27 protein-coding genes are annotated in these 26,550 nt (G+C 38.4%); 22 read left to right on the top strand and 5 right to left on the bottom strand.

Going from position 1 to position 26,550, the window contains the following annotated elements; translation table 11 throughout:
• Positions 1–17 precede the first annotated feature (17 nt).
• Together hisIE and hisF are read right to left on the bottom strand one after the other, a co-directional pair.
• Positions 18–617 carry a bifunctional phosphoribosyl-AMP cyclohydrolase/phosphoribosyl-ATP diphosphatase HisIE gene (gene hisIE, locus ACJJVM_RS14195; RefSeq protein WP_298348643.1) on the bottom strand — a complete coding sequence of 200 codons (600 nt, stop codon included), beginning with the start codon at positions 615–617 and terminating at the stop codon, positions 18–20.
• 22 nt (positions 618–639) lie between these two features.
• On the bottom strand, positions 640–1,395 hold the full coding sequence (hisF, locus tag ACJJVM_RS14190) for an imidazole glycerol phosphate synthase subunit HisF (protein WP_405212059.1): 756 nt from the start codon (positions 1,393–1,395) through the stop codon (positions 640–642).
• Between the two features lie 215 nt (positions 1,396–1,610).
• Here hisF and ACJJVM_RS14185 point away from each other — a divergent pair, with 215 nt between their 5' ends.
• The 11 genes from ACJJVM_RS14185 (at position 1,611) to ACJJVM_RS14135 (ending at position 10,670) form a co-directional block, all read left to right on the top strand.
• Positions 1,611–1,808: a hypothetical protein gene (locus ACJJVM_RS14185; protein WP_035336675.1), complete on the top strand. Its 198-nt coding sequence runs from the start codon at positions 1,611–1,613 to the stop codon at positions 1,806–1,808.
• A gap of 45 nt (positions 1,809–1,853) precedes the next feature.
• Positions 1,854–2,270 carry a VOC family protein gene (locus ACJJVM_RS14180; RefSeq protein ID WP_035336674.1) on the top strand — a complete coding sequence of 139 codons (417 nt, stop codon included), beginning with the start codon at positions 1,854–1,856 and terminating at the stop codon, positions 2,268–2,270.
• Between the two features lie 3 nt (positions 2,271–2,273).
• A complete protein-coding gene (locus ACJJVM_RS14175) occupies positions 2,274–3,311 on the top strand; it encodes an AI-2E family transporter (protein ID WP_405212057.1) in 1,038 nt (345 codons plus the stop codon).
• A 104-nt stretch (positions 3,312–3,415) separates the two neighbouring features.
• Positions 3,416–4,159, top strand: coding sequence for a polyphosphate--glucose phosphotransferase (gene ppgK, locus ACJJVM_RS14170; RefSeq protein WP_035336672.1), 744 nt, complete (start codon positions 3,416–3,418; stop codon positions 4,157–4,159).
• Between the two features lie 112 nt (positions 4,160–4,271).
• A complete protein-coding gene (locus ACJJVM_RS14165) occupies positions 4,272–6,791 on the top strand; it encodes a M14 family metallopeptidase (protein WP_405212056.1) in 2,520 nt (839 codons plus the stop codon).
• Positions 6,792–6,821: 30 nt separating this feature from the next.
• Complete coding sequence (locus ACJJVM_RS14160; protein ID WP_021778858.1) at positions 6,822–7,082, top strand: hypothetical protein; 261 nt, start codon at positions 6,822–6,824, stop codon at positions 7,080–7,082.
• 239 nt (positions 7,083–7,321) lie between these two features.
• Complete coding sequence (locus tag ACJJVM_RS14155; protein ID WP_396596755.1) at positions 7,322–8,530, top strand: MDR family MFS transporter; 1,209 nt, start codon at positions 7,322–7,324, stop codon at positions 8,528–8,530.
• Between the two features lie 34 nt (positions 8,531–8,564).
• Positions 8,565–9,323 carry a DJ-1/PfpI family protein gene (locus ACJJVM_RS14150; protein WP_405212055.1) on the top strand — a complete coding sequence of 253 codons (759 nt, stop codon included), beginning with the start codon at positions 8,565–8,567 and terminating at the stop codon, positions 9,321–9,323.
• Between the two features lie 4 nt (positions 9,324–9,327).
• Positions 9,328–9,960 carry an HAD family hydrolase gene (locus tag ACJJVM_RS14145; protein ID WP_405212054.1) on the top strand — a complete coding sequence of 211 codons (633 nt, stop codon included), beginning with the start codon at positions 9,328–9,330 and terminating at the stop codon, positions 9,958–9,960.
• A 7-nt stretch (positions 9,961–9,967) separates the two neighbouring features.
• Complete coding sequence (arsC, locus tag ACJJVM_RS14140) at positions 9,968–10,315, top strand: arsenate reductase (glutaredoxin) (protein ID WP_299148930.1); 348 nt, start codon at positions 9,968–9,970, stop codon at positions 10,313–10,315.
• 22 nt (positions 10,316–10,337) lie between these two features.
• Positions 10,338–10,670 carry a hypothetical protein gene (locus ACJJVM_RS14135; protein WP_021778853.1) on the top strand — a complete coding sequence of 111 codons (333 nt, stop codon included), beginning with the start codon at positions 10,338–10,340 and terminating at the stop codon, positions 10,668–10,670.
• A gap of 150 nt (positions 10,671–10,820) precedes the next feature.
• On the opposite strand, the gene ACJJVM_RS14130 is transcribed toward ACJJVM_RS14135, so the two are convergent.
• A complete protein-coding gene (locus ACJJVM_RS14130; RefSeq protein WP_021778852.1) occupies positions 10,821–11,174 on the bottom strand; it encodes a 4Fe-4S dicluster domain-containing protein in 354 nt (117 codons plus the stop codon).
• Positions 11,175–11,236: 62 nt separating this feature from the next.
• Between ACJJVM_RS14130 and ACJJVM_RS14125 the strand changes: the two genes are divergently transcribed.
• From ACJJVM_RS14125 to ACJJVM_RS14085, 9 genes are all read left to right on the top strand, one after another.
• Positions 11,237–12,322 (top strand): acyl-CoA reductase, encoded by a 1,086-nt coding sequence (locus ACJJVM_RS14125; protein ID WP_405212053.1) that lies wholly within the window; start codon positions 11,237–11,239, stop codon positions 12,320–12,322.
• A gap of 67 nt (positions 12,323–12,389) precedes the next feature.
• The gene (gene serC / locus ACJJVM_RS14120) at positions 12,390–13,454 is read left to right on the top strand and encodes a 3-phosphoserine/phosphohydroxythreonine transaminase (protein ID WP_021778850.1); all 1,065 of its coding nucleotides are present in this window, start codon (positions 12,390–12,392) and stop codon (positions 13,452–13,454) included.
• Positions 13,455–13,483: 29 nt separating this feature from the next.
• Positions 13,484–14,434 carry a D-2-hydroxyacid dehydrogenase gene (locus ACJJVM_RS14115; protein ID WP_405212052.1) on the top strand — a complete coding sequence of 317 codons (951 nt, stop codon included), beginning with the start codon at positions 13,484–13,486 and terminating at the stop codon, positions 14,432–14,434.
• Positions 14,435–14,593: 159 nt separating this feature from the next.
• Positions 14,594–15,229 (top strand): DUF937 domain-containing protein, encoded by a 636-nt coding sequence (locus tag ACJJVM_RS14110; RefSeq protein WP_405212051.1) that lies wholly within the window; start codon positions 14,594–14,596, stop codon positions 15,227–15,229.
• Positions 15,230–15,431: 202 nt separating this feature from the next.
• Complete coding sequence (locus ACJJVM_RS14105) at positions 15,432–15,839, top strand: DUF6146 family protein (RefSeq protein WP_298348615.1); 408 nt, start codon at positions 15,432–15,434, stop codon at positions 15,837–15,839.
• A gap of 18 nt (positions 15,840–15,857) precedes the next feature.
• Positions 15,858–16,376: a DUF6787 family protein gene (locus ACJJVM_RS14100; protein WP_405212050.1), complete on the top strand. Its 519-nt coding sequence runs from the start codon at positions 15,858–15,860 to the stop codon at positions 16,374–16,376.
• A gap of 3 nt (positions 16,377–16,379) precedes the next feature.
• Positions 16,380–16,712 carry a hypothetical protein gene (locus ACJJVM_RS14095; protein WP_405212049.1) on the top strand — a complete coding sequence of 111 codons (333 nt, stop codon included), beginning with the start codon at positions 16,380–16,382 and terminating at the stop codon, positions 16,710–16,712.
• Positions 16,713–16,750: 38 nt separating this feature from the next.
• Positions 16,751–19,147, top strand: coding sequence for a TonB-dependent receptor (locus tag ACJJVM_RS14090; RefSeq protein WP_405212048.1), 2,397 nt, complete (start codon positions 16,751–16,753; stop codon positions 19,145–19,147).
• 37 nt (positions 19,148–19,184) lie between these two features.
• Positions 19,185–19,745: a type 1 periplasmic binding fold superfamily protein gene (locus ACJJVM_RS14085; RefSeq protein WP_298348607.1), complete on the top strand. Its 561-nt coding sequence runs from the start codon at positions 19,185–19,187 to the stop codon at positions 19,743–19,745.
• Between the two features lie 78 nt (positions 19,746–19,823).
• On the opposite strand, the gene ACJJVM_RS14080 is transcribed toward ACJJVM_RS14085, so the two are convergent.
• A complete protein-coding gene (locus ACJJVM_RS14080) occupies positions 19,824–21,374 on the bottom strand; it encodes an NAD(P)H-hydrate dehydratase (RefSeq protein WP_405212047.1) in 1,551 nt (516 codons plus the stop codon).
• A gap of 421 nt (positions 21,375–21,795) precedes the next feature.
• On the opposite strand from ACJJVM_RS14080, the gene thrA reads away from it, so the two are divergent.
• Complete coding sequence (gene thrA / locus ACJJVM_RS14075) at positions 21,796–24,231, top strand: bifunctional aspartate kinase/homoserine dehydrogenase I (RefSeq protein WP_405212046.1); 2,436 nt, start codon at positions 21,796–21,798, stop codon at positions 24,229–24,231.
• 7 nt (positions 24,232–24,238) lie between these two features.
• Positions 24,239–25,195 (top strand): homoserine kinase, encoded by a 957-nt coding sequence (locus tag ACJJVM_RS14070; protein ID WP_405212045.1) that lies wholly within the window; start codon positions 24,239–24,241, stop codon positions 25,193–25,195.
• A 64-nt stretch (positions 25,196–25,259) separates the two neighbouring features.
• Here the strand turns inward: ACJJVM_RS14070 and ACJJVM_RS14065 are convergent, their stop codons facing one another.
• The gene (locus ACJJVM_RS14065; RefSeq protein ID WP_405212044.1) at positions 25,260–26,549 is read right to left on the bottom strand and encodes an amidohydrolase family protein; all 1,290 of its coding nucleotides are present in this window, start codon (positions 26,547–26,549) and stop codon (positions 25,260–25,262) included.
• Between the last annotated feature and the right edge of the window lies 1 nt (position 26,550).

Here is a 26,550-nt window from a genome sequence, read left to right as displayed (position 1 = left end):
TTACTTACAATCTATGCTTATTTATGTCGAGCAATAAGTGTTTTTTCTATATCACGTAGGTGAAACCCTTTTGCCTGTAATAAAACCATATAGTGAAACAAGAGATCTGCGCTTTCATTAAGGAATAGATGATCGTTATCATCTTTTGCTTCAATAACCACCTCTACAGCCTCTTCTCCTACTTTTTGAGCTACTTTATTAATCCCACTTCTAAAGAGTGACGCGACATAAGAGTCTGCAGTATCTTTAGTATTCCAGCGATCTTCTATTATTTCTTCTAGATGTGATAAAAAGCCAAAGTTTGTTTTGTTACTATTACCCCAGCAGGTATCTGTCCCTTTATGACAAGTAGGCCCTTGAGGAGTCACTTGTACTAGCAAAGTATCATTATCACAATCTACCTCAATAGTTTCTAGATGTAAATAGTTTTTTGTCTCTTCTCCCTTAGTCCATAGTCTACCTTTAGAACGGCTAAAGAAAGTCACCTTTTTTGACGCAAGTGTTTTCTCATAGGCTTCAAGATTCATAAAGCCTAGCATTAAAACATTTTTGGTTCTTATGTCTTGTATTATTGCTGGAACAAGACCATTCTCATACTTATCAAAATCTATTCTCATTATTTGTAATATCTAGTAAAAGTTATAATCTCATCGCAATACCTTGCGAGGTTAACTCTTGTTTTAAATCTGTTATTTCTATTTCCTTAAAGTGAAAAACACTTGCTGCAAGAGCTGCATCTGCCTTACCCTCTGTAAAAGCATCTGCAAAGTGTTGCATATTTCCAGCTCCACCACTTGCAATTATTGGGATATTTAGACTTTCAGAAAGTCTAGCTAGCGCCTCGTTTGCAAAACCATCTTTTGTACCGTCATTATCCATAGAGGTAAAAAGGATCTCACCAGCTCCTCGCTCTTCCACCTCTTTTGCCCAGTCAAAGAGATTATGCTCTGTAGGTACTTTTCCTCCCACTAAATGTACAATCCACTCTCCTTCTATATATTTTGCATCTATAGCTACAACAATACATTGTGAGCCAAATTTTGCTACAAGCTCATTTATGAGTTCTGGTCTTTTTACAGCACTAGAGTTTATAGAAACTTTATCTGCACCATTTTGTAATAAGATATCTACATCTTCTACAGAAGATATTCCTCCGCCTACTGTAAATGGTATGTTTACCTGTGAAGCCACTCTTAATACTAGATCTGCAAGGGTCTTACGACGTTCTTCTGTTGCAGATATATCTAAAAAAACTAGCTCATCTGCTCCTGTATTAGAGTATAGCTTTGCTAGCTCCACTGGATCTCCAGCATCACGCAAGTTTACAAAGTTAGTTCCTTTTACGGTTCTACCATTTTTAATATCGAGACAAGGGATAATTCTTTTTGTAATCACGTTGCGCGTATAAAAGATTAGTTTTAAGGATGCAAATTTATACAAAAGTGCCGCTACTACCCCACAAAATGAAAACTGCTTTTCTTAAAGACTGCCAAAATATAACTCACATTCATAAACTCCTATTAAAACTGTGGTAATGTGCTGTTAAGTAGCAAAGCTTCACTCCGCCAATCAATTACTTTTATAGTCCAAATAATAAAAACAATTAAGTTATGATTAAGATTATAGGAGTAATAGCGCTTGTTGCAGGAGCTATAATGCTAGTGCTCGGAGTTATGGGGATCTTTGGAAGTTTAAGTACTGGTATGAGTCCGTGGGCATTTACAATATTAGGTGTAATATTTTTCTTTGCGGGCATCTCATTACTTAAACATAGAAAAGATACAGACGCAATTGCATCTGATAAATAAATAACCTAAAAAAATGGTGTAAATTAGTACTTCAAAACATCAATTATGACAGTACGACCATTTCATCTTGCTATTCCCGTAGATGACGTTGAGAAAGCAAGAGTTTTTTATAGAGATATTTTAAATCTACCTGAAGGTCGCAGCAGCGACCACTGGGTAGATTTTAACTTTTTTGGACACCAGCTAGTGATTCATTACAAGGAAAAATCTACTGTAGATGAAGTGCATAATGAAGTAGATGGTAAAGCGGTACCTGTGCCTCACTTTGGAGTTGTACTCGCTTGGGAAGATTTTGAAGCATTTGCCGAAAAAATAGCACCACACGTAGATTTTGTAATAGAACCTTATGTACGCTTTAAAGGTCTAACTGGAGAGCAGACTACAATGTTCTTCTATGACCCTTGTGGTAACGCGCTTGAGTTTAAAGCCTTTAGAAACGACTCTCAAATATTTGCCAAATAATATATGCAAACACTCAAACCTAACCTTTTACGACAGTTCTTTATCATCTTTTTAATCATCTTATTTGGGTGGTTAATATTTAAAGAGATGGCAACCTATCTATCAGGTATACTAGGTGCGATTACACTCTTTGTTTTATTACGTAAGTGGCAAGAATATCTAGTAAAAAAAAGAAAATGGAACTCTAGCGTTTCCGCTTGCGTTCTTATGGCAGGCTCATTTCTTGTAATACTAGTACCTATTGCTGGACTTGTCTTAATGCTCACCTCAAAAATTAGTAAAGCGGTAGAAAATAGTGGCAAAGTCATAAACATTGTAAAAACAGAAATGGCAGATATAGAGTCTCGCTTTAATCTCGATATCGCAAGCTCAATAGATACCAGTTCTGTAACAGACTGGATAAGTAGTAACCTTCAAGGGCTAGCCGGTGGGACCTTTAATGTATTTATCGCCATAGGTCTTATGTATTTTATGCTGTACTATATGCTTACTAATAGAAGGACTTTTAGAGAGTCTATGCTCGAGTATATACCCCTCAGTGAGAAAAACTTAAAACTCATAGGTAAAGATAGTCAGGAGCTTGTAAAGTCAAATGCCATAGGCATACCACTAGTAGCATTACTACAGGGACTTGTGGCACTTATAGGCTTTTTAATACTTGGTGTAGAAGATCCCTTTTTCTGGTTTGCAATTGTCACCGTTGGGTCTATGATACCATTTGTAGGTACCGCCTTAGGTATCGTACCAGTTTGCATCATTCTATACGCTGCTGGTGACATCTGGCAAGCCATCGTGATGATTATCTATGGTACGGTCGTAGTAGGCTCTACAGATAATCTTTTTAGACTTGTGATTCAAAAGCGACTGGCAGACGTTCACCCACTTATTACCATTATAGGGGTTATCGTAGGTGTGCCTTTATTTGGATTTATAGGTCTCATTTTTGGACCTATTGTAGTGAGTATTTTTCTGCTTATTGTAAAAATTTACAAACAAGAATATGGTAAAGAAAAACCATCAGAACAAGAAGAAGTACTCTAAGTATCTGATTCTATAAGGTTACGCTTTCGCGAAAGCGGACTCACCCACCCCACTTCTATATTATTCAAAAATTCCTATCTTTCGCCACACAAAAACCATCATAGATGAAGATATTAGGTATCGACATAGGCGGAACGGGAATAAAAGGTGTCCCTGTAGATCTGGAAACAGAAGAGTACATAGGTGAACGTTTTAGAATAGAAACCCCGCGCCCTGCAAAACCTAAGGCTGTAGCAGATTGTGTACAGCAACTCGTAGATCACTTTAACTGGACAGGACCTATAGGAATAGGATTCCCTACCGTTATCGTAGATGGTAAAGCTATGGCATATGGTAATATGCACAAGAGCTGGATGGGTGTACAGATAGATGAACTTTTTTCTAAAAAAACTGGTTTACCTTGCTCTGTTATAAACGATGCAGATGCCGCAAGCCTCGCCGAAGTTAGATACGGAGCGGGAAAAGATTTAAAAGGTCTGGTAGCAGTGATTACAGTAGGCACAGGTATAGGCTCTGGACTTTGCTATAACGGTAAACTCATCCCAAATTTTGAATTTGGTCGCATTCCATATAAGAAAAAACCTATTGAAAAGTATGCAGCAAACTCTGTAAGAAAGGAAGAAAAACTCACTTTTAAAGAGTGGGCAGAGCGCTTTAATTTCTTTCTCAAAAATGTAGAGTTAATATGTACACCTAACCATTACATAATAGGCGGTGGTATAAGTAAGCATATGGCAGAATTTGAAAGATATCTTACCACAGATATTCCTATTGTTGCGGCAAAAACTAAGAATCACGCTGGCATAATAGGTGCTGCTTGTGGCTATCTAGATAAACTAGAACGCTAGTCTAGTATCCATATCTCCTACTACCACATATTTTAGTTAACAATTGTTACGTGCAGGCGTTACTTCTTTTGCTTATTTTTAGAGTCTAACAACTCAAAAAATAGCTTATAGAATGCGCTTATTACTCGTACTTACTACCCTACTATTAAGTAGCATATCTACACTCGCACAAAGCGGAAAGGTAGATATGGATTACTATTTACCTACAGATGTCACTTACAATCCAAATATCCCTACACCAGAAAGTGTTTTAGGCTACACACCTGGAGAGTGGCACGTAAGTCACGACAAGTTATCAGAATATATGCGCACGCTTGCAGCAGCAAGTGATCGTATGACTATAGAAAGTCGAGGGACTACCTTTGAGGGAAGGCCTATTTTATTACTAACGGTCACCTCACCTAGTAATCACTCCAATATTGAAAACATACGTAAAGAACACGTAAAACTGGTAGAAGATGGCAGTGCTAGCTTGAGCACAAGCAGTATGCCTATTGTAGTATACCAAGGGATGTCTATACACGGTAATGAACCTTCTGGCGCTAATGCAGGACTCATAGCTGCATACTATCTCGCTGCCGCTCAAGGACCTAAAATAGATGCACTACTAGATAATACCATTATACTTTTTGACCCATCATTTAATCCAGATGGTTTACAGCGTTTTGCTTACTGGGCAAATACAAATAAGAGTATAAACGTAAATGCAGACCCTCAAGACCGCGAGTATGACGAGGTCTGGCCAGGTGGTCGTACTAACCACTACTGGTTTGATATGAATAGAGACTGGCTTCCAGTACAACTACCAGAGTCAAGAGCGCGTATTAAGACATTTCATAACTGGTATCCTAACATTCTTACAGACCATCACGAGATGGGATCTAACAGTAGCTTTTTCTTTCAGCCAGGTATACAATCTCGTACACACCCACTCACACCTGCGCTTAACCAAGAACTCACAAAGCAAATAGGAAACTACCACGCGGCAGCACTAGATAAAATAGGTAGCTTTTACTATACAGAAGAGAGTTTTGATGATTTTTACTACGGTAAAGGATCTACCTTTCCAGACATAAATGGTGGTATTGGTATTCTCTTTGAGCAAGGAAGTAGCCGTGGCCACGCTCAAGAAACAGAAAACGGTTTACTTGAGTTTCCTTTTACGATACGTAACCAGTTTACAGCTATATTATCTACCCTTGAGGCTGCACAAGGTATGCGCAAGCAATTACTAGACTATCAACGTGACTTTTTTAAGAACGCTCGAGGCGAAAAAGGAAGTGGCGCATATGCTTTTGGTAGTGAGAAAGATGCAGGTAGCGCATATCACCTAGCAGAGATACTTAAAAGACATCAAATAAAAGTACACGAGGTGGCACAAGACTTCTCGCAAGATGGAGCAAACTTTAAAAAAGGAATGAGCTACATCGTCCCAAAAAACCAAAGACAGAGCCGCCTCATTAAAGCGATGTTTGAAAAGCGTACCACCTTTCAAGATAGTTTGTTTTATGATATTAGTGCTTGGTCTTTCCCACTCTCTTTTGGTGTAGATTTTACAGAAAATGCATCTTTAAGCAAAGCTGGCAACGAGATACAAGATTTAAAAAGAAAACCTACCCCAGCTGTAGGTACTAGTACCTATGCATACCTTATGGAGTGGCACGATTACTACACTCCTAAGGCGCTCAACACCATACTTAATAAAGGCATAAGAGCAAAGGTGGGTATGCAAAAATTTAGTGTAGAAGGTATCTCTTATGACTATGGTACCATTATGATACCTGTGCAAAATCAATCGCTTAATAAGCAAGAACTAGCGAGTTTTATAAACGAAGTGGTACAAGATGCAAACGTAACCATCAAGGCAGTAAGCACTGGCCTCACAGAAGGTATAGATCTTGGTAGTAACCAGTTTAGAGCATTAGAGCCTGCTCGCGTGGCAATGATAGTAGGTGAAGGTATCAACCCGTATGATGCGGGTGAGATGTGGCACCTATTTGACACACGTTACAATATGCGTATCACAAAAATTGACACTAAAGATTTAGGTCGCGCAGACTTGTCTAGATATACAGATATTATCTTACCTAATTTATGGGGTAATGCTATAAATAAAGGCAACACAGATAAGATAAAACAGTGGGTCCGATCTGGAGGAACTCTTATAGGTTATAAAAACGTAGCAAACTGGTTTGAAAGAAATAAGATGCTAGACATAGATTTTGTAAAAACTAAAAACCCTGCAAAAAACGTGAGCTTTGAGCAACGTAGAGATTTTACAGGAGCGCAAGTAATAGGAGGTGCAATTTTTGAAGCAAAGCAAGATCGCTCACACCCTATTAACTTTGGATATACGGGTGATAAAGTATCTCTTTTTAGAAACACTACGCTATTTATAAAAGCAGACTCTACAAGTTACAAGAACCCTATACAGTATACTAAGTCACCATTACAAGCTGGTTACATCTCTAAGATTAATCTTAAAGCTATCCCAGAGACAAGACCTTTTGTACATCAGAGTGCGGGTCGTGGTGAGGTTATCTTATTTACAGATAACACAAACTTTAGAGCGTTCTGGTATGGAACTAACAAACTGCTTATGAACGCTATCTTCTTTGGGAGCGAGATGTAATATTTATTTAAAAAAACTCAATTTCAGATAATGAAAATAGATTATTCAACAAAGACAACGGCACAACTGCTCTCTAACTTAAATATGATTAAGGTGCTCATTGTTGCCCTACTCATCATCTTATCATTACTTATAGGTATATCTATTTATGGTATGCTCACAAAGGACGATAATGCCACATTTATAGCAACACTAGCGGTAGGCTTATGCTGTTCGGCAACATTGCCTATGCAGTTTATGTCTAAAAAAGCAATCAAGGCAGAATTAATAAAGAGAGAAGAGACATTATAATAGAAACGTATTACGCTTTCGCGAAAGCGTACTCAACTCAATTATTTTTATAACTTTACACCACATTATGAATTTAGTCACAACATATAAACTTACCTCGTGCACATTGCTGCGCCAGACTTGATATGTTGTCACTATATGATTATAAGAAGTAACGATATTAAAGAGTCCGGCCACCACGCTGGACTCTTTATATTTATGGGCAAGCGTAGGTCTTAACAAGCTAACCAACCAACTGTATGAAAACACTACTGCGCAATTACCTTAAAACCTTTGATGGCCTATCAAGAGAGATCTGGTGGTTATCACTCATCACGCTCATTAATAGATCTGGGGCGATGGTTATCCCGTTCTTGTCTATTTACCTCAATAAGAGTTTACACTTTAGCCTACAAGACGTCGCCTGGATAATGACTTCGTACGGTCTAGGTTCTTTTGCTGGTGCTTGGATAGGCGGTAAACTAAGTGATGTAATAGGATATTATAAAGTCATCTTATTAAGCCTGTTACTCACTGGTATTAACTTTTTATGGGTAATGCACGTAGAGAGTTTCTGGATGATGTGTATTTCATTCTTTGTTCTTATTGCTGTAGCAGATATGGGACGACCTGCTTTTTTTGTAGCATTAAGCGCCTACTCAAAACCAGAAAATAAAACGCGGTCATTAACACTCATTAGGCTCGCAATTAATCTAGGGTTTTCCGTGGGACCAGCTATAGGTGGTTTTCTTATAGCACTCGCTGGCTATAAGACATTGTTTTATGTAGACGGTATCACCTGCTTGCTTGCGGGTGTACTTATGATGCAAGTACTCAACCCTAAAAAGACTAAAGAGTTAGATAAAGAAGTAGTTGTTCAGAATCCAGTAAAACCTCTTAAAGATACGCCTTATGTATTATTCTTAATAGCACTTGCGCTCTTTGGGATCATATTTGTACAATATTTTTCTACTGTACCGCTTTATTACAAGGATGCCTATAAACTTGATGAAGACGCCATAGGTCTCATACTAGCGCTTAATGGCGCACTCATTGTTGTGTTTGAAATGCCACTCATAGCCTGGATGGAAAAAAAGGCGCTTACTAATGTGCAAAGCACCATTGTAGGTTTGCTTATGACGGGTGCAAGTTTTCTATTATTGCTGTGGGAGACTTGGGTAGGTGTTGTTGTGATAGGTATGGTAATCGCAACCTTTGGAGAGATGATTTCCTTCCCTTTTAGTAACAAATTTGCGTTAGACAGATCTAAGCTAGGGAGACAAGGAGCATATATGGGTGTTTACAGTATGTCATTTTCTGTAGCTCATATTTTTGGTCACAATAGCGGGATGCAAATTACTGCATATTATGGCTTTCAGACCACTTGGATATTTTTGATAGGGCTCACGCTTATTGCCTGGCTCCTACTCTACATTGTAAAGAGAATGCTTGCCAAAGAAACCCTATGAGAACTCGTATCTTTATCATTAAAAAGAGAACCTAATGAAATACTATATACTACTACTACTTACAACGCTTATATTAATAGGTTGCAATACAGAACCTAAAACTATAGAACAGCCGGCTGTTACTAATGAGGTTGATAACGCTTTCGCGAAAGCAAAACCAGTACTAGACTCAACGCGCTACAATGTAGCCTTCTTAATTATGGATGGCACTTTTAACACAGAGCTTACGGCACCTTTTGACATTTTTCAGCATACTATTTACAGAGAGAATATAAAAGCGATGAATGTTTTTACAGTAGCAAATACCCTACAACCCGTGCGTACCTTTGAGGGGATGTATCTCCTACCAGACTTTGACTATACTAGCGAAGACCTACCTAAAATAGATATACTAGTTGTACCAAGTGCAGAGCATCACCTAGATACAGATCTGGAGGATGAAGCGCTCATTAACTTTGTAAAAAAAGTAGATAAAGAAGCTATGTATGTAACCTCACATTGCGATGGTGCTTTTGTACTAGCAAAGGCAGGTTTACTAGACAACAGTGTCTCAACGACCTTCCCGAGTGACATCGATAAGATGCGTGAGACGTTTCCTAATCTTGATATTAGAAAAGATGTATTATTTGTGCACGATGGGAAGTATATCACCTCTGCTGGAGGTGCTAAAAGTTTTGAAGCCGCTCTCTATCTCACCGAACTTCTTTACGGCGCAGAAATTGCAAGATCACTAGCCGGAGGATTAGTGATAGACTGGAAACTAGATGATGTACCGCACCTCATAACAAAGTAATAATATGGAAAATTCAAAAATCACAACCGTCATATTTGACTTAGGAGGCGTTCTCATAGACTGGAGCCCCGAGTATGTATATCTCAAAGAATTTAGAGGCGATCGAGAGAAAATGGACTGGTTTTTAGAACACGTTTGTGCTTGGGACTGGAATGTAAATCAAGATGCAGGCTATCCATTAGAAAAAGCAACCCAAGAGCGCATCGCGATGTTTCCAGAATATGAAGAGCTCATAAAAATGTATTACGGTCGCTGGGAGGAGATGCTCGGTTTTACACACCTAGACACGCTCAAAATATTAAAAGAACTAGTAGATAATCCGGACTATAGAGTGCTAGCATTAACAAATTGGAGCGGAGAGACCTTTCCTGTTGCGCTAGAAAAGTTTCCTTGGCTGCAGTGGTTTGAAGGAATTCTAGTCTCTGGAGATGAGGGTACACGCAAACCTTTTAAAGAAATTTATGACCTTATGCTAGACAGGTATAATATTAATCCAGCGGAGGCTGTTTTTATAGATGACAGTCTTAACAATGTTGAGGGCTGTAAACGCTCTGGCATAGCCGGAATTCATTTTAAAAATGCAAAAACACTAGCTGTACAACTTAGAACACTAGGCGTACATGTAACTTTACAATAATTATATAATGATTAAAATATATCACAATCCTCGTTGTACAAAAAGTAGACAAGGTCTTGCTGTCGTAGAGGCATCTGGAAAAGAATTTGAAGTAATCAAGTATCTTGATACTTCTCTTAGTACAGAGCAACTTAATGAGATTATAAACATACTGGATATTAAACCCATAGAGCTCGTTAGAAAAAATGAAGCCATCTGGAAAAGTGATTATAAAGGAAAAGACCTCACAGATGCTCAAATTGTGGCTGCGATGAGTGAAAATCCTAAATTAATTGAGCGTCCCATTGTAATTCTCGATAAAAATGGCGTTATTGGTAGACCAACAGAGTTAATTAATGAACTCTTAGAGAAATAAATAACTACAATTTTAAGACATTATGAAATCAATAGTCACTCTAGCCATCGTTGCTTTTCTTGGTATGACAACCGTACAAGCACAAAAAGTTGCAAATGCGCCAGTACAAAAAGAACAAGTAAGCCAGATTGATATGCTTGCTCAAAAATTAAACCTTACAGCAGAGCAAAAGGCAAATGTTGCAAAGACTCTTACAGGTTTTAAAGCTACAGAAGATAGACTTAAAGCTAGTAATATGAATGCGACAGACAAGCAAGCAGCACTAGACAAAGTGGCAAGTCGTAAAAACGGAAACTTAAAGACATACCTCACAGATGAGCAGTATGCTATGTATGTGAAGCTTACACAACTTTAAGAATAAAACAACATAATTTAAAAGACCAAACTTAATTCAGTTTGGTCTTTTTTCTTGCAATAATTCTAATACGTAGCATATCAAGATAATCTACCTAACAAAAAAAGCCACTCGTACGAGTGGCTTTTTTATTATAAGTATCATAATACTCTATGCATCTTTATGCATAAAGGCTTGCTTTGCAAGTAAAACTTCATCTGTCTCTACGTGATCATCATCAGGTACACAGCAATCTACTGGACATACGGCAGCACACTGTGGCTCTTCGTGAAAACCTTTACACTCAGTACACTTATCTGGTATGATATAGTAAATCTCATCGCTCACTGGCTCTTGCGCCTCGTTTGCATCTACTTCCTTACCGTTAGGTAGTACTACATTTCCTTCCAGATCTGTACCATCTGCATAGCGCCAGTCATCTGCTCCTTCATATATTGCCGTATTAGGACATTCTGGCTCGCAGGCACCGCAGTTTATACATTCGTCTGTTATGATAATTGCCATAGGTTTCTTTTTGGGTAACTTTGCACAAAAATAATGCCTAGCCATCGATTTGCCAAAACACTATGACGCTTCAACAAAGAATTAACGCTTTTAGTAAACTCGGGACTTTCTTGAGTCAGTTTTCACGCACTAATATTGCTCAAAAAGAGGGAGTTGCACACAATGACCTATTTTTTGACGGAATGAAACATCAGTTTAAACTCGCGCGAGAAAACAATGGGTGGTTTACGCAAGAAAATATTCTATTTGCACTTGAGGGATGGGCAGCACTCCTTACCGAAGAAAAACTTAGCGAGTGGATGAGCGGTTATAATGACGCTTTCGCGAAAGCGCAATCCCAAAAAACCGTTGCTATCATAATGGCAGGTAATATACCGCTAGTAGGTTTTCACGACTTTTTATGTGTACTTATTGCAGATCAAAACGTCGCAATAAAACAATCTTCAAACGATAAGCACCTACTACCCTACCTAGCCAAATATCTGGAATATGTAGCACCAGACTTTAAAGGTCGCATCTCATTTTCAGAAGAAAAACTACCTGCACACGATGCTGTGATTGCTACGGGAAGTGATAATACAGCAAGATATTTTGAATATTACTTTGGTAAGAAGCCTAACATTATAAGAAAAAACAGAAACTCTGTTGCCATTCTTACGGGTGATGAGAGTGAAGAGCAACTTAAAGCGCTAGGTGAAGATATATTTAGATACTACGGTCTAGGCTGTCGCAATGTGTCTAAATTACTGGTGCCAGAAGGGTATAACTTTGATGCATTTTTTAAAGCTATCTACTCGTGGAGCGATGTGATGAACGACGCAAAGTATGCAAATAACTATGACTATAATAAGGCAGTATACCTTATGAGTCTTTTTGACCTACTAGAAAATGGGTTTTTGATGCTTAAGGAAGATGAAAGTTACGGCTCTCCTATTGCAACGTTATTTTATGAAAAATATGAGTCAAAAGAATCTCTTGATTTAAAACTTTCTCAAGATGCAGATAAAATACAGTGCATTGTAGGTGATGATAAAAATCTACAAGGTTTTACATCACTTATACCATTTGGAAAGACTCAAAAACCGAATCTTCAAGATTATGCTGATGGAGTTGATACTATTGCATTTTTAGTATCGATTTTGCCATAATTTTATCATTTTATCTATAATATTCTATGTGGTTTTGAGCATCTTTGCATTTCAAAATTAGCATAAAATGAAGAAGCACAACTTTAGCGCAGGACCTTGTATTTTACCTCAAGATGTTTTTAAAGAAGCATCACAAGCCATATTAGATTTTAACGATTCTGGTTTATCCATACTGGAGATTTCTCACAGAAGTAAAGACTTTGTAGATGTAATGGATGAGGCTAGGCAACTGGCTTTAGAGCTACTAGGCCTAGAAGGTAAAGGGTATAAAGCCCTCTTCCTACAAGGAGGTGCAAGTACACAATTCTTAATGACTGCATATAACTTATTACAATCTAAGGCGGGTTACATAAATACTGGTACTTGGAGTGATAAAGCAATAAAGGAAGCTAAGCTTTTTGGGGAGATTGTAGAGGTTGCATCTAGTAAAGAGGCAAACTTTAATTATATACCTAAAGGATACTCAATTCCAGAAGGACTAGATTATTTGCACCTTACAAGTAACAATACCATCTTCGGAACACAGATAAAGGATTTTCCTGAAGTAGACTGTCCTCTTATATGTGATATGAGTAGTGACATCTTCTCTAGAGAGATTGATTTTGGACAATTTGATCTTATCTACGCAGGTGCTCAAAAAAATATGGGGCCAGCAGGTACTACACTTGTTGTTATACGTGAAGACATCTTAGGGAAAGTGACACGTCAAATACCTTCTATGCTCAATTATGAAACGCATATAAGCAAAGGAAGTATGTTTAACACACCTGCAGTCTATGCAGTATATGTCTCTATGCTTACAATGAGATGGCTTAAAAACCTAGGAGGTGTAAAAGCTATTGAGGAGATTAATGATCGCAAAGCAACCTTACTCTATAGTGAGATTGAGCTTAACCCATTATTTAAAGGATTTGCTGCCAAAGAAGATAGATCTACAATGAATGCTACTTTCTCACTAACAGATGGAGATCTTAAAGATGCCTTTGATACAATGTGGAAAGAAGCCGGTATAAACGGTCTTAATGGACACAGAAGTGTAGGAGGCTACAGAGCATCTATGTATAATGCCCTCTCTATGGACAGTGTAGGTGTACTAGTAGACGTAATGAGCGAGCTAGAAAGAAAAGCATAATTAAAAAAACGCATACAACACTATATACTATGAAAGTATTAGCAAACGACGGAATATCACAAACAGGAGTTGACGCGCTTACCGCAGGAGGCTTTGAAGTAATTACTACAAACGTAGCCCAAGATCAACTTGAGAACTACATTAACACAAATGAAATTGATGTTATACTTGTGCGTAGTGCAACCACAGTGCGCAAAGAGTTAATAGACGCTTGCCCATCTATAAAAGTTATAGGCCGTGGTGGTGTAGGTATGGATAACATTGATGTACAATATGCACGTGATAAAGGACTTCACGTGATCAATACACCGGCAGCATCTTCGGCATCTGTTGCAGAGCTTGTTTTTGCTCACCTCTACAATGGTGTACGTTTTCTGTTTGATTCAAACAGAAATATGCCTCTAGATGGCGATACAAAATTTAAAGGTTTAAAGAAAGCTTACGCGAAAGGAACCGAGCTACGTGGTAAAACACTTGGTGTTATCGGTTTTGGACGTATAGGTCAAGAAACTGCAAAAATTGCTTTAGGTGTAGGGATGAAAGTTATCTTTCACGATCCATTTACAGAAGAGGCAACTGTTGAAGTTCCATTCTTTGATGGACAGTCAGTTTCATTTACAATAAAATCTTCTTCAAAGGAAGAGGTGTTAAAATCTGCACATTTTGTGACCCTTCACGTACCTGCACAAAAAGACTATGTAATAGGTAAGCCAGAGTTTGAGCTTATGAAAGATGGCGCAGCAATTGTAAATGCAGCTCGTGGTGGTGTTATTGATGAAGTAGCTCTTATCACAGCTTTAGACAGTGGTAAATTATCATTTGCAGGTCTAGACGTTTTTGAGAACGAACCTACTCCAGCGGTACAAGTACTTATGAATCCTAAAGTAAGCCTTACACCACACATAGGTGCGGCAACTGGTGGAGCTCAAGATCGCATAGGTACAGAGCTAGCAGACCAGATTATGAGTATTTTAAAATAATGCAGCGAGATTAAACATTTGATTTCTAACTTAACATTATTTGCTTTTTATCGATAATATTAATCAAAACACCCTTTTGGGTGTTTTTTTTATACTTGTTTGTTAAACCAGTTATATTAATTCGTAAATTGAAATCTCACAATTAAAACTAAAAATAATATGTCAGGATTACTAGATCTACTTAATGGACCAATAGGAAAAACACTTATACAAGGAGCTAGCGCAAAAGCTGGACAATCTGAAGGAGATACTGCAAACGTATTAAGTATGGCTTTGCCAGTACTTATGGGTGCAATGAAAAAAAATGTACAAACTCCAGAAGGTGCTGCTGGATTAATGGGAGCTTTAAGTGGAAAACATAGTGGTGGTATTCTTGACCAACTAGGAGACCTTATGGGTAATGGAGGACCTAGTGATGACGTATTACAAGATGGTGCAGGTATTCTAGGTCACCTACTAGGTGGTAACCAGCCACAAGTAGAAAACGCATTAAGTAGCAAAACAGGTATGGATGCTGGATCTATCGCACAAATACTTAAAGTTGCTGCTCCAGTACTTATGGGTGTGTTAGGAAAACAAACACAGCAAAATAACGTAAGCGATGGTAGTGGTATGAATGCACTTCTAGGAAGTATGCTAGGAGGACAGCCAAAAGAAAACCAAAGCCTTATAACAACACTACTAGACTCAGATGGAGATGGAAGCATCCTTGATGATGTAGCTGGTATGGTATTAGGAAGCAGTAAAGGAAAAGGTGGTATAGGTGGATTACTAGGTGGTCTTTTTGGAAAATAAGACACAAACTACTTTTCAATATATTACAAAGGGTACCACACGGTACCCTTTTTTTAGTTACCTCATTGTAAAGGCCCTTTTACTCAATGGTACTTTAAGACTGTACAATCTATGAGTAGTTTTATGGTGTACAATTAGTCAAGGCGTTAAGAACTTACTAATTACAACATAGATTATATGTAAAACCATTAACTTTAATATTATGAAAAACCTTTTCTACACTTTATTACTCGCCGGAATTATAATAGGTTGTGCTAGCACGACAAAAACACAAGACATTACAAATAGCTCAGAAGCTATGTCTGACACCGTGCGCATCGCAAACGACAGTCTTGAATACGAAATTATAATCATAGAACCAGGCTTTAATCAATGGCTAGTTACACAACCACAAAGAGGTTATTATGAACAGTTCTGGCTAGAGAACAGAAACATATTTTATGTCACAGAGTATAACAACCGTGTGATAAACACCATCCAGTATGACCCAAATCTTTACTTACAACAAATAGACTACCAGCGTGGAGTAGATTATGGATATGAAGTAAACTATCTTTTATATAACTGGTTTGAATATTTTCAACAACGTAACAATCAGAAACTGCGATAATCGTATTTTTGCAGCGCTATGGAAAAATTCAAATCGCGCTGGGAAATCACAAAAGACTGGCAATTTATTCACGTTATACTGGGATTAATTGCCACTTTCATTTCGGCATTTTTGCTTGCAAAGGCTATTATTTCAAAATTTATAGAAGCAACTTCTACTACGTATCTAGTACTTCTTGTACTAGGAACACTTCTTCTCTCCTATCTCATCATTAAAATCACCCTGTGGTTATTTGCAAAATTATATGATAGATGGGGAGTAACATATCGCTGGGAACTTATTGCAATATTTCTTGCTTTTGCTGTAACTGGCTCAACAGCAGGCAGATTATCAAATCCGTTAATGGATTTGATAGGCTTAGGAAAAGATGTCACAAGCGGCTGGATCTATTGGCCTGTTAGAATCTTGTTAATTTTTCCTATTTATCAAGTGCTTTTAGTGATATTTGGTTGGTTATTTGGTCAGTATACATTCTTTAAAGCGTTTGCTACAAAGATGGTTTCGAGAATGGGATTAGGCTTTATATTCTCAAAGTAGATTTTGAAAGAACATAAATTACATACTTTTTATCGCGCAGCTGCATTACTTGTAATGTTTGCATTTATGCTGCCTGCGATTGTTTCTTTCATTCATAGTACAGAAAATCACACTCATTACGACACCTGTTCATTTGGTAATAAAACTCACGTACACGAGAAGAACCTTGATTGTGATCTAGGCGATCTTCATATTGTTAAAGTAGGAGTTTACGCTTTCGCGAAAGCGTATAGAACAATCACATTACCCAACTTAAAGGAAGTAGATGTTTTACCTAAAACATTTTACAAAAACATTGTCCTAAGTTCCTCAGACCGTGGACCACCGTTTTGTTAAGCATTGAATAACATTCAATAATTCGCAAAACAAATTTTATGAAATTTTATTTATGGCTTAGCATTGCCTTGCTGAGCATTACAGCTACAGCACAAGAATGCTCGTACACTTTATCTGGATACATTATAGATTTACACGATAATGAAGTGCTTCAAGAAGCAACCATTATTATAGTAGGTTCTGAGCGATCTGTGACAACAGATGCTCAAGGAAAATATGTGATTACAGATCTGTGTGAGGACCAGTATACACTACAGGTATCTCATCCTGCGTGTGAGACACAACTTGTAAAAGTAACTGTAAGCGGTAATACAACTCGTACTATTAATATGGAGCATCACCTAGAGTCTCTAGGCGATGTAGAGATTGTTGCACACGCTCATAAAAGTAAAAGCCGTACAGCAACAGAAAGTGTGGTAGACCACAACCTCTTAGAAAATAACAGCGCAGCATCACTAGGTGATGCGCTTAAAAACCTAAGTGGTGTTACCTCATTAAACACGGGTAACTCTGTTGTAAAGCCTGTGATACAGGGACTACACTCTAGTAGAGTAGTACTTATTACAGAAGGTACGAGATTACAAGATCAAGAATGGGGTGTAGAACACGCACCTAATATAGATGTAAATGCGGCTGGTGAAGTCACAGTTATTAAAGGAGCAGCAGGATTGCAATATGGTGGTGATGCTATAGGAGGCACCATTATCATAGAGCCAGAGCGGGTACCTGTAAAGGATACCCTTTTTGGAAGAACAATTATAACCGGAGCGACCAATGGTCGTGGAGGTTCTCTGACTACTTCTTTAATAAAATCATATAATAACGGCTGGTATGGAGGCATAAATGGAACTTTAAAACGCTTTGGGGATTTTGAAGCGCCAGATTATGTGCTAAGTAACACAGCTCTGTATGAGAGAGACCTTTCTGTACGTATAGGAGTTAATAAATATCGTTACGGTGTAGAGGCTAGCTACTCGATTTTTGACAAAGAATCTGGTATTTTACGCTCATCGCACGTAGGTAATGCTGCAGATCTCTCGGTTGCTATAAACAGCCAAGAGCCATTTGTGGTGGAGCCATTTACGTATGATATTAATGCCCCTAGACAGGAAGTAAAACATCAGATTGCAAAACTAAAGTCATTTTATCGCTTTGATAACTTTGGGAAGTTAAGTGCTCAGGTAGATTACCAGCGCAATAACAGACTTGAGTTTGACATACGTCGCGATAGCGATGACTTAAGACCATCTATTGATCTACAACTTGAAACTATAGGAGGAAAAATAGATTTTGACTACACGGCAGATAATACCATTACCGCAAAGGTGGGTATTTCTGGAAGATATCAAGATCACTTTCCCGATCCCGTTACCGGAGTGAGAAGACTAATACCAGATTACCAAGGTTATGACTTTGGTATTTATGCGTTAGGTTCTAAAGACTTTGGAAAATGGACTATAGAGGCAGGTGCAAGATATGATTACAACCGCATCAATGCAGAGAAGTTTTATATCACTAGCCTCTGGGAAGCCAGGGAATATGATGTAAACTTTGGTCAGTTTGTTGTTGAAGAATTTGAAAATCAAATATTTGTAAAACCAGAATTTGAGTATCATAATTTCTCAGCAACAGCTGGAGCCTCTTATGAGGTAAATGATGCGACTACAGTTTCCTTAAACTATGCAATGGCATCACGCTCGCCTAATGTATCAGAATTATTTTCTGATGGATTACACCAGAGTGCTGCCCGTCTAGAGCTAGGTGACCTAAGTTTTAATCAAGAAGTCGCAAATAAAATTTCATTAAATTTCACAAGATCTACAGACACTTGGAGTTTTACTATTGCTCCGTTTGCAAACTTTATAGAGGATTTTATCCTTATAGAGCCTACAGGCGTACAGCAAACCTTAAGAGGTAGTTTTCCTGTATGGGAGTATAGGCAGACACAAGCTAGACTGTTAGGTTTTGACATAGATAACAACGTTCAAGTAACAGATCGTTTTGAATTTTCTAACCAGTTTTCACTAGTAAAAGGAAAGGATGTAACCTTTGACAGAGCTTTAATCAATGTGCCTTCGGCAAGTACGCGTAACAGTGTTACGTATACAATGCCGTCTGTAAATAACTTGAAGCTGTCACTTGAGAGTAACTATGTATTTCGTCAAAATGAGTTTCCAGACACAAACTTTGACGTTTTTCTACCTGAGACTAACACAACAGAGTTAGTAGATATAAGCACACCTCCCGATGCGTATCATCTTCTCAACTTTAGAAGCTCTATTGATTTTGCAATAAATGATAAGAGCAATCTTAATGTAGGTCTTATGGTAAACAATCTATTTGACACCTCTTACAGGGAGTACTTAAATCGTCAGCGCTATTTTGCAGACGATCTAGGTAGAAATGTTTTATTACAACTTAAAATTAATTATTAAAATCACGCTTTCGCGAAAGCGTAATAACACACAAACAATGAAAAACTTTAGAAATTACACACTTATCGCCCTTACTGCCATTAGCCTTGCAGCTTGTTCTAGTGATGATGACGGAGATATTCCAGAAATAATCAACGAAGAAGAGGTAATAACAACCTTAAATCTTACACTACAGTCTGGCGCAGAAACGATCGTTCTTACATCACAAGATCTTGATGGAGATGGCCCTAATGCACCTACAATTACAGTCTCTGGCAACTTAGATGTAAGCACTGTTTATAACGGTACTGTAGAGTTTCTTAACGAAACAGAAAGCCCAGCAGAAGATATTACCGAAGAGGTAGAAGAAGAGGCAGATGAGCACCAAGTATTTTATACTCCAAGTGCAGGAGTAGATGCAGCGATTGCATACGGTAACTTTGATAGTGATAATAACCCACTTGGTACTGTAGTGACACTTACTACCGGAGCAACTGCTGGTACAGGTACACTTACAGTTACCCTACGTCACGAGCCTACTAAGCCTAACGATGGAACGTTAAGTGATGCTGGTGGAGAAACAGATATTCAAGTTACTTTTCCTGTTACTGTTGAGTAATGTAAAGTAAGTATACTTTTAATAATAAAAGGGATAGCGCTAGTGCGTTATCCCTTTTATTATTTTATGATGTATGTCCTACTGTTGTGGTGGTGCCTGTGCTCCTTCTTGTTCTGGTTTTTCAAAAAGACTCATTACTGCTCTTCCTAAAAACTCTGTTACATCACCTGCTATAAGTCCTTCTATACCGTATTGATTTACGGCAACATCTGCTGCTAGACCGTGAAAGTATACTCCCATCATCGCTGCCTCCATAGGGTGGTATCCTTGTGCTAGATGCCCTGTAATGACTCCTGTAAGCACATCTCCTGTTCCTGCTGTAGATAGACCTGGATTACCTGTAGTGTTAATATAAAGCTGCATATCATACACTGTGATGGTATGTGCACCTTTAATAACTATGATAACATTATGATTTTTTGCAAACTTTGCTGTTTTCTCTAGCTTATCAAAATCATCATCCCACTTCCCTACTAGTCTTTCTAACTCTCCTGGATGAGGTGTAAAAATTGATAATGGTGGTACCTGCTTCATAAGTGCAGGTCGTTTTGCTATTATATTTATAGCATCTGCATCAATAACTAGTGGTGCTTTTTGTGATTTTAAGAACGACTCCATTGCAGCAACAGTTTTCTCATCTGTTCCCATACCTGGGCCTATAGCAATAGCATTTGCCTCTGTCTGAAAATCTATTTCTTCAAACACTTTTCCATTATAATTATCGGTCTCTACCATTACTTCTGGCAATGCCGTTTGTAAAATAGGAACGCCTATTTGCGGTACATAAGCCGTCACAAGACCACTTCCCGCTCTTAACGCTGCCTTACTGGCAAGCTGTACTGCCCCCATTTTACCAAAACTTCCACCTATAATTAAACTATGCCCAAACATTCCTTTATGAGTATACTGCGAGCGACCTTTATACATTTGCTGTATTTCAGGTTTACTTATAAGCTTCACATCTGTAGGTGTGGTTGCTAGATACTCTGGGTCTAGACCTATATCAATAGTATCCCACATATTTATATACTTCCCTGTTTCTGGTAAAAAGAAAGCAAGCTTAGGAGACATAAAACTTAGTACAAAGGTGGAGTGCACAACAATATCATCCTTATCGAGACCTCTATCTCCATACATACCAGATGGTATATCTATAGATAAGGTATAGGCTTTAGACTCATTAATTTTTACAAAGAGTGCTTTTACCCAATCTTCTGGACATCTATTGAGTCCTATTCCAAAAATTCCATCTACCACAATATCTTGCGGACTTATCTCTGGGAAGTTTTCTACTCCCTTAATAATTTCTGGCCATTTTTTTACCTCATTTTTAAGAGCCTCATACGCCTTTAAAAAATCTGTAGATCGTTTATCACTACAATCTACTATGTACGTATCTACGTTATAGCCATTTTTAAGTAGTAACCTTGCTATAACTAAGGCATCTCCTCCATTATTACCTATACCACAAAAGACCTTTATAGGTACTGGTTGTCCTTGCAATCGTTTATGCATCCACTCATATACGTAACCGCCTGCACGTTCCATTAGGTTATAAGAAGGAATTCCCTCCTTCTCTATCGTTGCCTTATCTGCTTCATATATTTGCTTAGGACTAAAAATCTTCATAAGTATAGGTGTTAGTGAGTTTCTTTACTCACAATCATTAATATTAATAAGTCTATTATTGAAACAATGACAAGATGCTTAATCTATCACTAAATAGTTGTAAAAATCCTTTAGAAATTATCACATCTATAATAAAGTAGAGATAGCTTATGGTTATTTATGATATCCGTAAAACTAATATCGCATCATTGCTCGTTTAGGTAAAAGTAATACATTTACTTCATCACAAACAAGATGAACGAAGCACAAAACATAGCTACTTTTTACACTACCATTATTACTAATGGTACTATTACCCCTATGGGGTATTAATCTATATATCGTTTATCATATATTCCAGTTTCTTGGAATACTCTTCACACACACAATTTAATAGTAATCATCACTCTTTAGCCTTATAAGGAGGACAAAGCATTTACATATGCGTGTATTAAAATTTGGAGGCACTTCTGTAGGAAGTGTAGAAAACATAGAAAAAACAATTGCCATCGTGGCAAACCAGGCAGCTACAAGTCCGGTTGCTGTAGTGGTATCTGCCCTAGGTGGTGTAACAGACTTGCTACTTAAAGCCGGAGCACTAGCAGCTAGAAAAGAAGAGAGCTACAAAGATATTCTTAAAGAAATCTCTCAAAAGCATTTGTCATTTACTGAAACGCTTACTGGTGGTAACCAAGAGGCTCTCAAAGGGATTACTTTACAAATGTCACACCTAGAGGACTTACTTAAAGGTATCTATCTTATAAATGAACTCTCTCCAAAAACCTTAGATAAACTAGCCGTTTATGGCGAACTTACAAGTAGCTACATCATAGCCGCTGCATTTGAGTATAAAAGTATAGAGGCAAATCTCAAAGATAGCAGAGAGCTTATTATAACAGATGCAAACCACACAAAGGCGAGTGTGCTTTATGAGATTACAAACCAAAACATCACTACTCATTTTGCAGAAAAGAAAGCACAAATCACTGTTCTAGGCGGATTTATCGCACGTACAGAGGCAGGTGACACAAGCACACTAGGTCGTGGAGGATCAGACTTTACTGCAGCAATTATAGCAGCAGCCCTAGATGTAGAGCAACTAGAAATATGGACAGATGTAAGCGGTATGTTTTCGGCAAATCCAAAGCTGGTAAAACAGGCAAAACCCATACAAGAAATCTCGTACCACGAGGCTATGGAGTTATCACATTTTGGGGCAAAAGTACTCTACCCTCCTACTATTGTACCCGTATTGAGTAAAAACATACCTATCTATATTAAAAATACAATGGCTCCAGAAGAGCCCGGCACACGTATAGGTAATCAAGACATCGCACACCCCAACCCTATTAAAGGGATATCACACATAAGTGATGTAGCTTTATTAACTCTTGAGGGAGCAGGTATGGTAGGAATATCTGGTATCTCAAAACGTCTGTTTGAGGTACTATCGCAACAGCAAGTTAATATCATACTCATCACTCAAGCTTCTAGTGAGCACAGTATCTGTATAGGTGTGATGGAGGCAGGTGCTTTACGTGCAAAAACAGCGATAGAAACAGAGTTTGCTTACGAACTATCTTTGCATAAGATTGACCCAGTAATTGTTGAGACGTCTCTAGCAATTATCGCGCTTGTGGGTGAATCTATGAAAAGTCATCAAGGCATCTCAGGAAAGATGTTTTCTACCCTAGGTAGAAACAATGTAAACATACGCGCCATTGCACAAGGAGCGAGTGAGAAAAATATCTCTGCAGTAATTGCCGAGAAAGATGTAAAAAAAGCCTTAAACAGCTTGCACGAAGTGTTTTTTGAAGGTAACCGTAAGCAAATAAACCTATTTATAACGGGTGTAGGTAACGTAGGTGCAAAGCTTCTTGAGCAAATTAACAATCAAAAGCAATACCTTAAAGAGCAGCTCAACCTCAACATAAGAGTGCTAGGACTTTCTAACAGTCGCAAGATGCTCGTATCGCAAGATCCTATAGATCTCAATAACTGGGAAGCACAACTAGATGGAGGAGAAAAAGCAGATATTTTACGCTTTCGCGAAAGCGTAATAAACCTCAACCAGCGCAACTCAGTTTTTGTAGACATCACCGCAAATGAACCTGTGGCAATGGCATATGAGGAATACTTAAGAAATAGCATTGCCGTGGTTGCTTGTAACAAAATAGCCGCCGCAGGTAAGCAAGAGTATTATGCAAATCTCAAAAGGCTTAGCCGCAAGTACAACGCTCCATTTAAGTTTGAGACTAATGTGGGCGCAGGACTGCCTATAATAGACACCTTACAAAACCTTATTGCCTCTGGTGATAGAATTACTAAGGTGCAGGCTGTACTCTCGGGAAGCTTAAACTTTGTTTTTAACAACTTTAAAAGTGGTGGCAGCTTTTATGATGTGGTACAACAAGCCAAAGAAGAAGGTTATACAGAGCCAGACCCACGTATAGATTTAAGTGGTGTAGATGTGGCACGTAAAATTCTTATACTAGCTAGAGAAAGTGGTCTTGAGCTAGAGTTAGAAGATATTGTAAACACACCTTTTTTAACCAAAAACAATCTCGAAAGCAAAGACGTTCCTCACTTCTTTGAAACACTTAAAGAAGATGCAGCACACTTTGAAAAACTAGTTGCCGATACTACAGCAGCAGGAAAACGCCTTAAGTATGTAGCCCAGCTAGATAATGGTAAAGCAAGCGTAGGCTTACAGTCTGTAGGCGCAGACAGTCCGTTTTACAACCTTGAAGGGTCAGATAATATTGTTTTATTTTACACAGCACGTTATCCAGAGCAACCGCTTATTGTAAAAGGTGCAGGTGCAGGAGGAGATGTTACTGCCAGCGGACTCTTCAGCGATATAATAAGACTTAGATAATTTTAATATGTCTCAACAAACACATAAAGAAAGCCCTAAAACGCGTGATGAGGTACGTATTTTTTGCCCCGCAACTGTTGCAAACGTAAACTGCGGTTTTGATTCGCTAGGTTTTGCCCTTGAGGGCATAGGTGATGAGATGGTGTTTAAAAAAACTACCGGTAAGGGCGTTACTATCACAAAAATTACGGGTGATGATTTACCTATGGAGGCACATAATAATGTAGCCGGCGTGGCAGGTAATGCAATGCTAGAAGCCATACAAGCAGATTTTGGCGTAGCTATAGAAATTCATAAAAAAATACGATGTGGTTCTGGTATAGGCAGCAGCAGTGCAAGCGCGGCTGGTGCTGTTTACGGCATTAATCAATTACTTGATGAGCCATTATCTAATCTTGAACTCACTCGCTATGCAATGAAGGGTGAAGCACTTGCAAGTGGTAATGAACACGCAGATAATGTGGCTCCTTGTATTTATGGAGGTACAACGCTGGTTACCGGCTACTCTCCTCTTAAAATTATAGCGCTCCCACCTATGGAAACGGTATACGTAGGTATACTACACCCGCATATTACTATAAAAACCAAAGAAGCAAGGGAGATTTTACCCAAAACGGTACCTCTTGCAGATGCCATTAAGCAATCGCAACATCTAGCCGGTTTTGTCGCTTCACTGTATGAATGGGATAAAGAACTTTTTACAGAGAGTATACAAGATGTTCTTGTAGAGCCCCACCGCAAGCAATTGATTCCGCATTTTGATGAGATACGCACTATTTCTAAAGAGAACCAATGCATTGCCTTTGGCATATCTGGTAGTGGGCCTAGTATGTTTTGTCTCGCTTTCGCGAAAGCGCATATAGACTCATATCTAGCTAAGAGTGTAGCCTTATATCAAGAAAACGGTCTCCAAGTAGACAGCTACTCCAGCCGAATTTCTGGCACGGGTTGCCATATCATATAATACAATAAAAAATGCCGAGCAATTGCCCGGCATTTTTCTTTGGTTGGATTGTGAAGGTAATTAATTATTCATTCTGACCATACTTCTCTGCATATCGCTTTGCAAGCTTAGTCTGGTGTGATTCTAAACTAATATCACGACCTTGTATAAAGGCTCTAGATAGATTGTTACCTCTCATATCTAACGCATTGTCATCACTTATAAAAAGTGTCGCATCTTTACCAGGCGCTAGCGTACCAGTTGTAGAAGCTATCCCCATAATCTTAGCAGGATTTAAAGTAATCATTTTAAGCGCGTCTTCATCGCTTAACCCAAATTGTGTTACTTGACCTGCATAAAAAGGCAAATTACGCACTTGCCAGTACTCTGCATCATAGCCTAAGGCTACAGTGACACCTGCATCTGTAAGTAACTTTGGTAATTTATAAGGTAGGTCATAATCGTGATCTTCCATAGATGGTAGTCCTTGTACACGTTGTAGTATCACAGGTATGTTTGCCTTAGCTAGTTCTTCTGCTACTTTATAAGATTGATATCCTCCTACAAGCACTACATTAGTAAGTTGCATCTCTTTGGCAAATGCTATCACATCAAGAATTTGCTTTTGGTCATTTGCACTTATATATACTTTTTGAGTACCGTTAAAGACATTCTTCATCGCATCAAAAGGTAAGTTTTTAGTTCCCTTAGCTTTACTGTAAGCTCTTGAGTTGTTAAAAAACACTTTAATCTTATTTATATCCTCTTTATACGACTTGTTAGGCTTGTAACCAGGCTCCTCACCTAGCCACCATCTACCACGACGCATTGTACGAGGCCAGTCCATAAAGATACCTTCATCTGTTTTATAAGCTGCATCTTCCCAGTTCCAAGCATCTAGTTGCACTACAGAAGAGGCTCCAGAGATGGTTCCTCCTACAGGTCTAATTTGTGCCATAAGCACTCCGTTAGGACGCATAGACTCTACAACCTTAGACTCTGCATTATAAGCAATGATACCACGTACGTGTGGGATCATCTCTCCTATCTCATCATCATCATTAGATTGTCTTACTGCGCCTACCTCTACAAGGCCTAGCGTTGTATTTGTTGCTATAAAACCAGGGTATACGTGTTTACCTGTGGCATTTATCACTGTTCCCTTTGTGGCGCTTCCTCCACTTTGAATTGTAGATATTTTACCATTTTCAAAAACGATAGTGGCATTATCTATTACGGTCCCATCACCTACGTGCGCTGTAACTCCCGTTATTGTATAAGCAGTTGCTTGAGCTGGTGCAGGTGTTTGTTGTGCATTTGTTGTTGCTCCTAAAAGGAAAACAACGGCTACTAGTAATTGTTGTAGTGTTTTCATC

Source organism: Dokdonia sp. Asnod2-E02, from assembly GCF_045063915.1.
In the GTDB taxonomy this organism is placed as follows: Bacteria; Bacteroidota; Bacteroidia; order Flavobacteriales; family Flavobacteriaceae; genus Dokdonia.
This window is presented reverse-complemented; position numbering and strand designations above follow the sequence as displayed.